A 7,026-nucleotide genomic window follows, 5' to 3' on the forward strand; every position below is an offset into this window, starting at 1 on the left:
CTAACCAGCATCCCATTCAAAGCGGGTGGGCAGGGCAGTAAAGGCCCCAAAATGCTGACAGGTAAGGGAGCCGGCTTTAATGGCTTTTTGTAATATCAGCTGCTGTAACACCTGATCGGCCAATAGACTTTGCCAGTCTTGATAGATAAGAGTTTGGCTAAGCTGATATAACCAGGCACCGACAAAGGCGTCGCCGGCGGCAGTGGTGTCGACCACTTTTACCGGCGGCACCGGGATGCTCAGGTTAAGCTTGCTATAACTCTGCACTGCTGCGCTACCGGCGGTAACCACTATCCAGCGCTGCTTGTGCGCATTTAACGCGCTTAACCAGCTTTGCTCATCGCCATCCGCGGCCAGATAACGCAGTTCATCGTCACTGAGTTTAATGATGTCAGCCTGTTGTAGCAGTTGTCGCACCAGCTCGCGGTTGGCTTGCCCGGTTGGCCAGAGGTTATGCCGCAAATTGGCATCGATAGAAATTAACCACCCGTGGCGTTTGGCCTCGGCTATCAGTGCAAAACTGGTATCGGCAATGGCGCTATCGGTCAGGCTATTCGAGCATAAGTGCAAAATAGATCGCTGCTGCCAGAAATCCACCGGCAAATGGCTGAGCCGATACAACAAATCTGCTGCCGGTGGCCGGTAAAATGAAAAGCTGCGATCGCCGTCGGCATTGAGCGCGACAAAGGCCAGCGCGGTTTTTGCCTCTGCCGTGCGGGCGCAGGCGCTGACATTCACGCCATAATGCTCCAGCTCGGCTTGCAGAAAATCCCCGAACATATCGGCTCCCAGCATGCCGACAAAGCGGCCATCGCCACCCAGTTTCGCTACGGCTACGGCAACATTTGCCGGTGCGCCGCCGGCGAAGCGGCGAAAGACACCGGCTTGTTGTGGATCCTGTAAGAAGTCAATTAAGACTTCGCCAAAACAATAGACTGGTAGCGACATTAGGGTACCTGCAAAGATTTAACTTAAATGTTTAAGCTTAAGCTAGCCTATTCGCCAGCTGTTGTAAATTGGACGCTTGCTAAAATTGCTTAAATTTTTAGCAAAGGCTTGCAATGCAGCAAAAATAAGGCAAATATAGCGAATAAAACTTTGGTTTGGACCCTTGCTTATGCCACAGTATCTGACCCGCTCCACGACAGCTGATCCTGCACAATTAGCGCATTTTTCTGATATTTTACTTAAACGTTATAGTTCGTCGCTAAAAACGCTGGCGAAGGGCCGCTGGCCGCTGCTGGCAGAGCGCTTACGGCAGCAATTACCGGCTTTGCTGGCATTGTATCTGCCGCTTTATGGCGCACGCTTTGATGCCTATTATCATTTGGAGCAGCTGCTAAAAATTCTGGCCAAAGCCATAGCGCAGCGGCCGGATTATTTGCTGGCCGAAGATGCTGCGCCGCAGGATTGGCATCAATCGGAGCAGACGCTTGGCTCGGCCTGTTATGTCGATCTGTTTGCCGGCGATTTTCAGGGGTTAAAGCAGCGTATTCCGTATTTACAGCAAACTGGGATTAATTATCTGCATCTGATGCCGCTGTTTAAAGCGCCCGAGCCAAATAGCGATGGCGGCTATGCGGTATCAGATTACCGCGCTACCATGCCTAAGCTTGGCACTATGACTGAGCTGGCGGATCTGATGCAGTCGCTGCATCAGCATGGCATCAGACCGGTGCTGGATTTTGTGTTTAACCATACCTCAGATGAGCACCGCTGGGCGCAAAAAGCCAAAGCGGGCGAAACTGAATATCAGGATTATTACTTCTTTTTTGATGAAGCGGAACGCGATCGCTACGCGCCTTATTTACGGGAAATTTTTCCGGAAGTCCGCCGCGGTTGTTTTACGCGGGAGGCCAATTCCGGGCGCTGGGTCTGGACAACCTTTAACAGTTTCCAGTGGGATCTGAACTACGCTAACCCGGCGGTATTTAATGCGATGGCGGAAGAAATGCTATTTTTGGCCAATCAGGGTGCTGCCGTACTGCGCCTGGATGCGTTAGCCTTTGTCTGGAAAGAGGCAGGTACTAACTGCGAAAATCTGCCGTTGGCACACACCTTGATCCGTGCCTTTAATCAGGTGGCACGGATCGCGGCACCGGCGCTACAGTTTAAATCAGAAGCCATAGTGCATCCGGATGAGGTGGTAAAATATATCGCTCCGGAGGAATGTCAGCTGTCATACAACCCGCTGTTAATGGCTTTATTGTGGAATAGTCTGGCGACCCGTAAAACCCGCCTGCTGACCGAGTCGTTACAGCGGCGCTTTGCGATTGACCCGCATTGTAGCTGGGTTAACTATATCCGTTGTCATGATGATATCGGCTGGACCTTTGACGATAATGTCGCCTGGCAGCTGGGGATTAACCCGGAGCATCACCGGCAGTTTTTAAATCAGTTCTATACCGGGCAATTTGCCGGTAGCTTTGCCAGCGGGGTGCCGTTTCAGCAAAATCCGCAAACCGGCGATTGCCGCGTTGCCGGCATGCTGGCGTCATTGACCGGCGTTGAGCAGGCTCTGAAAACCGGTAATACGGTGCATTTACAGCATGCGTTGGCCCGTATTTACCTGCTTAATAGCGTGATCCTGAGTATCGGCGGTTTGCCGCTGCTGTATATGGGCGATGAGCTGGGCCTGTTAAATGATTACAGCTATCAGCAGGATGCAGCGAAAAAAGATGACAGCCGCTGGGTGAACCGGGTGGCGGTTAACGAGCAGCAGCTTGAAAGCGCCACCGACAGTACTAAGCTGTCCGGTAAAATTTATCAGCAACTGCAGCAGCTGCTGGGCGTAAGGCGGCACTTGCCGCTACTGGGGCAGGGCAAAACCGAAATTCTGGCCAGCGCCAATCCACATCTGTTTAGCTATCGTCGTTATCAGGATCAGCAAAGTTTGCTGTGTGTGGTCAATTTTAGCGAACACAGCCAAACACTGGCGATGCCGGCCAGCAGCCAGTGGCGGGATGAGTTAAGTGGTAACCTATATCAAGGCACCCGGCTTGAGCTGCAGCCTTATCAGGTACTGTGGTTAACGGCGTTGTAAACTGTGTTTTAGGGGGCTTCCGCATAAATTGCGCTGCCCCATGGTGTTTAAAAAACAATATGACTACTTTCGTTCGTCTGAGCGGGTTAAGGTTTGAAAGGCTTTATCTGACCTCGGCAGCTCTGGTTAAAGGTTGCTGTATGCTTTAGCCATAGCAATAAAACTTTTCAGGTAATCCACATCAAGATCGGTTTCCCGTACACCCAGATATATGTGTTTGTGAATGCCGACCTCGCCAAGTCGCACACTGCGGATGGTGTATTGTGTTGCGGACTCCTCCGCTAACCAACGAGGAAGTGCGGCAACACCGCGATTACTTGCCACCATTTGTAGCAGGATATCGGTGTCTTCAATGGTTTTATGTTGCTTCGGCGCAATACCGGCGGGCGTCAGGAATTGGCTGAAAATGTCCAGGCGGTCTGTGCTGACCGGATAGGTTATCAATATCTCCTGACTGAGATCTGAAGGCATGACCTGGGTGGCATTGGCCAAGCGATGCTGCGTTGATAGCACCAGTACTTGCTCATAGGCAAACACCGGTTGGTAATAGAGTCCTGGTTTAAAGAGAGGATCTGGCGTTACCAGCAGGTCAATTTCAAATCCAAATAAAGCCCCAATACCACCAAACTGAAATTTTTGCTTCACGTCGACATCCACTGCCGGCCAAGCTGCTAAAAAGGGTTTCACTAATTTCAGAAGCCATTGATAACAAGGGTGGCACTCCATACCGATGCGTAATGTACCTCGTTCGCCACTGGCAAATTGGGCCAGTCGTTGCTGTGCGTGTTCCAGCTGTGGTAACACACGATTGGCTACGGCTAAGAGATATTGTCCGGCTTGCGTGAGCTTAAGGCGGCGGCCTTCACGTAACCAAATGGAGGTACCGAGTTGTTGTTCCAGTTTTCGCATTGTGTGACTCAGCGCCGATTGCGTAAGGCAAAGCTTGCTGGCGGCTGCGGTTAATGAGCCTTGTTGCTCAACGGCTCTGACGATAGCAAGGTGATGACGTTCTAGCATATGATGATTTCCTTTCATGGTTTAATGAGAAAATACCATTTTTCTTCATCAATGACCACGCTTAGCATTGTAGACATCTAAACATCTATTTTGTTTTACAGCAAAGCTAAGGTGAACATCATGCGTAACCCCGCACTAAGCTACAGTATCCGAACTATTACATTTGATGACGATTATCAGCCAGCAGCCAATACGCGCTTAACAACGAACTTTGCCAATTTAGCCAGAGGCCCGGGACGTAAGCAGAATCTGCGCACCGCTTTAGATATGATTAATCAGCGCTTTAACTCGTTGGTGAACTGGGACAATCCACACGCCGATCGTTACCGCGTTGAGCTTGAAATCGTTTCAGTTGATTTGCATATCGCAGGCATTAGTCCGGCGTTTCCTGCCATCGAAGTGCTGAAAACACAGATCGTCGACAACCTGCGACAGCAACGATTTGACGGCGTAGTGGGGAATAATTTTTCGTCCTATATTCGAGACTATGACTTTAGCGTTTTGCTGGCGCGGCACAACAAAGATCGGCCAAGGTTTCAGGTGCCTGAACATTTTGGTGAGTTACACGGCCAGCTGTTTCAACACTTTGTACGTTCTGAGGCTTACCAGCAGCATTTTTCTAAGTTACCGGTGATTTGCATCAGCGTATCTGAAAACAAAGTATATCAGCGAAATGGTAATCAACACCCCATCCTGGGACTAGAGTATGTGCCAACAGAACCATCGTTAACCGAGCAGTATTTCCAAAAAATGGGGCTGCAGGTACGCTATTTTATGCCCGAGCAAAGTGTGGCACCACTGGCGTTTTATTTCTTTGGTGACTTACTTAATGATTACACCAACTTAGAGTTAGCCAGCACCATCAGTACTATGGAAACCTTCCAAAAAATTTACCGGCCGGAAATTTATAATGCGCTTCGCAGAGCCGATGTCCGCTACTGCCCACGATTAGCATCTAACGCGTATGTGCCGACTTCAGTCGAGTATGACCGCGATGAACGGCGCGCGTTGGCATTAAGTCAGGGGCATTATGTCGAACAGCATCTGCTGAAACCCTATCAGCAGACTTTGGCGCAGTGGGTGACGCAGGTGGAGTGTTAATTATGAACCAAAACTATGCGACGAATCCTGATTTTGCAGCAACACCTCTGTTTCCTACTTCGACTGCAGGCAGTTTACCTAAGCCTGGCTGGCTGGCAGAGCCCGAAACTTTGTGGTCGCCCTGGAAATTGACGGGTGATGATTTACTGACTGCACAGCAAGATGCGCTCAGAATTACGTTACAGGAGCAGCAGCAAGCGGGTATTGATATCGTTAGTGACGGTGAACAAACCAGACAACATTTTGTCACCACCTTTATCGAGCATCTGGCGGGTGTTGATTTTCAGCAGCGTCAGACAGTACGGATCCGTAATCGTTATGATGCCAGTGTCCCGACAGTCGTGGGGCCAGTAGCACGCTTAGCTCCTGTTTTTGTTGAAGATGCCCGCTTTTTGCGTCAGCAAACCCGCCAGCCAATTAAATGGGCACTACCCGGCCCGATGACGATGATTGATACGCTGTATGATGCGCATTATCACAGCCGGAAACAGTTAGCCTTCGAGTTTGCCCGCATCTTAAATCAAGAGGCGAGAGATTTAGTTGAGGCTGGAGTGGATATCATCCAGTTTGATGAACCGGCTTTTAATGTATTTTTTGACGACGTCAATGATTGGGGCATTGAGGCACTTGAGCTGGCTATCGAGGGGCTAAGCTGTGAAACCGCGGTGCATATTTGTTATGGTTATGGAATTCAGGCCAACACCGCATGGAAAAATACCTTAGGTGAGCAATGGCGCCAGTACGAAAAAATCTTACCCAAGTTAAAAGAATCAAATATTGATATCGTTTCTCTGGAATGTCACAACTCTCGCGTCCCATTGGAGTTACTCGAATTGGTAAGAGGTAAAAAAGTCATGGTAGGTGCCATTGATGTTGCTAACCATCAGATTGAAACGCCTGCCGAGGTCGCAGCGACTTTACGCAGTGCCTTGCAGTATGTTGATGCTGATAAGCTGTATCCATGCACCAATTGCGGTATGGCACCTTTGCCGCGTCATATTGCCCGGCAAAAGCTGGCTGCGCTTAGCGCCGGAGCGGCGTTATTGCGCCAGGAGTTACAGCGTCGCTAATGTCTTGCTTTTGATAGCGGTTCAAGCACAGCTGGGGGGCGTTTTTGCGGCGTCGGTTCGGGTTGCAAAATTAATTGCCGCTAACCCGCCAGCCTTGTTCGGCTTTGCTGATGCATTTGGGGTTACCTTCTGCTACCAGCGACTCGGCAAAAAACCATTCTTTAAATAGCTGCCAATTGGCCGTGATCGGACTTTGGCACTGGCCATTGGCCGTTTCGGCAAAGCGCTCTTCGCTGCAAGACGGCACCTCAGGTAACTGGCCGCGGTAGGCATAGGCATAAACCGCCTGACAATGTTCGGTCAGATAGGTATTAAACACCACCAGCCAGCCTTGCTGATAGCGCACTATACTAAAGCTGGGCAGGTTATTCGCCACCGCGGTGGCAATGATTTCAGGCGCTTCTGCCTCGGCCAGTAACTGCAGCTCGCCCTGTTGTTCCCCCTCAGTCAGGCGCTGGCGGATCTGAATGCGTTCGCCGCGCCGCCAGGCGAAACCATCATAGGTGGTGTTATCTGCGGCTGCGATCAATGCATCCAGACCCTGTTCGTTACGTTTAACTTCCTGTTGAATGCTGCGCGCGATCTGCTCGGCTTCGGTCAGGGTTTTCAATTGATCGCAACCCGCAACAAACAGGCTGGCAAGTAACAGAACAGTAGCAAAGGGTCTGGACATCATATCTACCTGATCAGAGTCATAGCGCGGCGCTACCTTACTGCAAGGCCGGGAGCCTTGCAACTTTGGTGCTGACTTTAGCAATAAAAAAGCCCCGGTAAAGCCTGTCTCTTGATCACAAG

At 50.4% G+C, this 7,026-nt stretch carries 6 protein-coding genes; 3 read left to right on the forward strand and 3 right to left on the reverse strand.

Annotated elements, in window-relative coordinates:
• Complete coding sequence (locus tag AAY72_RS13390) at nucleotides 1–948, reverse strand: carbohydrate kinase (RefSeq protein ID WP_057788147.1); 948 nt, start codon at nucleotides 946–948, stop codon at nucleotides 1–3.
• A 169-nt stretch (nucleotides 949–1,117) separates the two neighbouring features.
• Between AAY72_RS13390 and AAY72_RS13395 the strand changes: the two genes are divergently transcribed.
• A complete protein-coding gene (locus AAY72_RS13395) occupies nucleotides 1,118–3,043 on the forward strand; it encodes an amylosucrase (protein ID WP_057788149.1) in 1,926 nt (641 codons plus the stop codon).
• Nucleotides 3,044–3,169: 126 nt separating this feature from the next.
• Here AAY72_RS13395 and AAY72_RS13400 read toward each other — a convergent pair whose 3' ends face one another.
• Complete coding sequence (locus AAY72_RS13400) at nucleotides 3,170–4,060, reverse strand: LysR family transcriptional regulator (protein WP_057788151.1); 891 nt, start codon at nucleotides 4,058–4,060, stop codon at nucleotides 3,170–3,172.
• Nucleotides 4,061–4,180: 120 nt separating this feature from the next.
• On the opposite strand from AAY72_RS13400, the gene AAY72_RS13405 reads away from it, so the two are divergent.
• Entirely contained in the window at nucleotides 4,181–5,161 is a 981-nt protein-coding gene (locus AAY72_RS13405; protein WP_057788153.1) for a putative oxygenase MesX, read from the forward strand.
• Nucleotides 5,162–5,163: 2 nt separating this feature from the next.
• Nucleotides 5,164–6,231, forward strand: a complete 1,068-nt coding sequence (locus AAY72_RS13410) for a methionine synthase (RefSeq protein WP_057788155.1) — start codon at nucleotides 5,164–5,166, stop codon at nucleotides 6,229–6,231.
• A gap of 70 nt (nucleotides 6,232–6,301) precedes the next feature.
• Here the strand turns inward: AAY72_RS13410 and AAY72_RS16865 are convergent.
• Nucleotides 6,302–7,026, reverse strand: a 725-nt coding sequence (locus AAY72_RS16865; protein WP_369815366.1) for a hypothetical protein, incomplete at its 5' end; no start/stop codon positions are given.

The organism is Alishewanella sp. WH16-1, assembly GCF_001441695.1.
Taxonomy (GTDB): Bacteria; Pseudomonadota; Gammaproteobacteria; order Enterobacterales; family Alteromonadaceae; genus Alishewanella; species Alishewanella agri.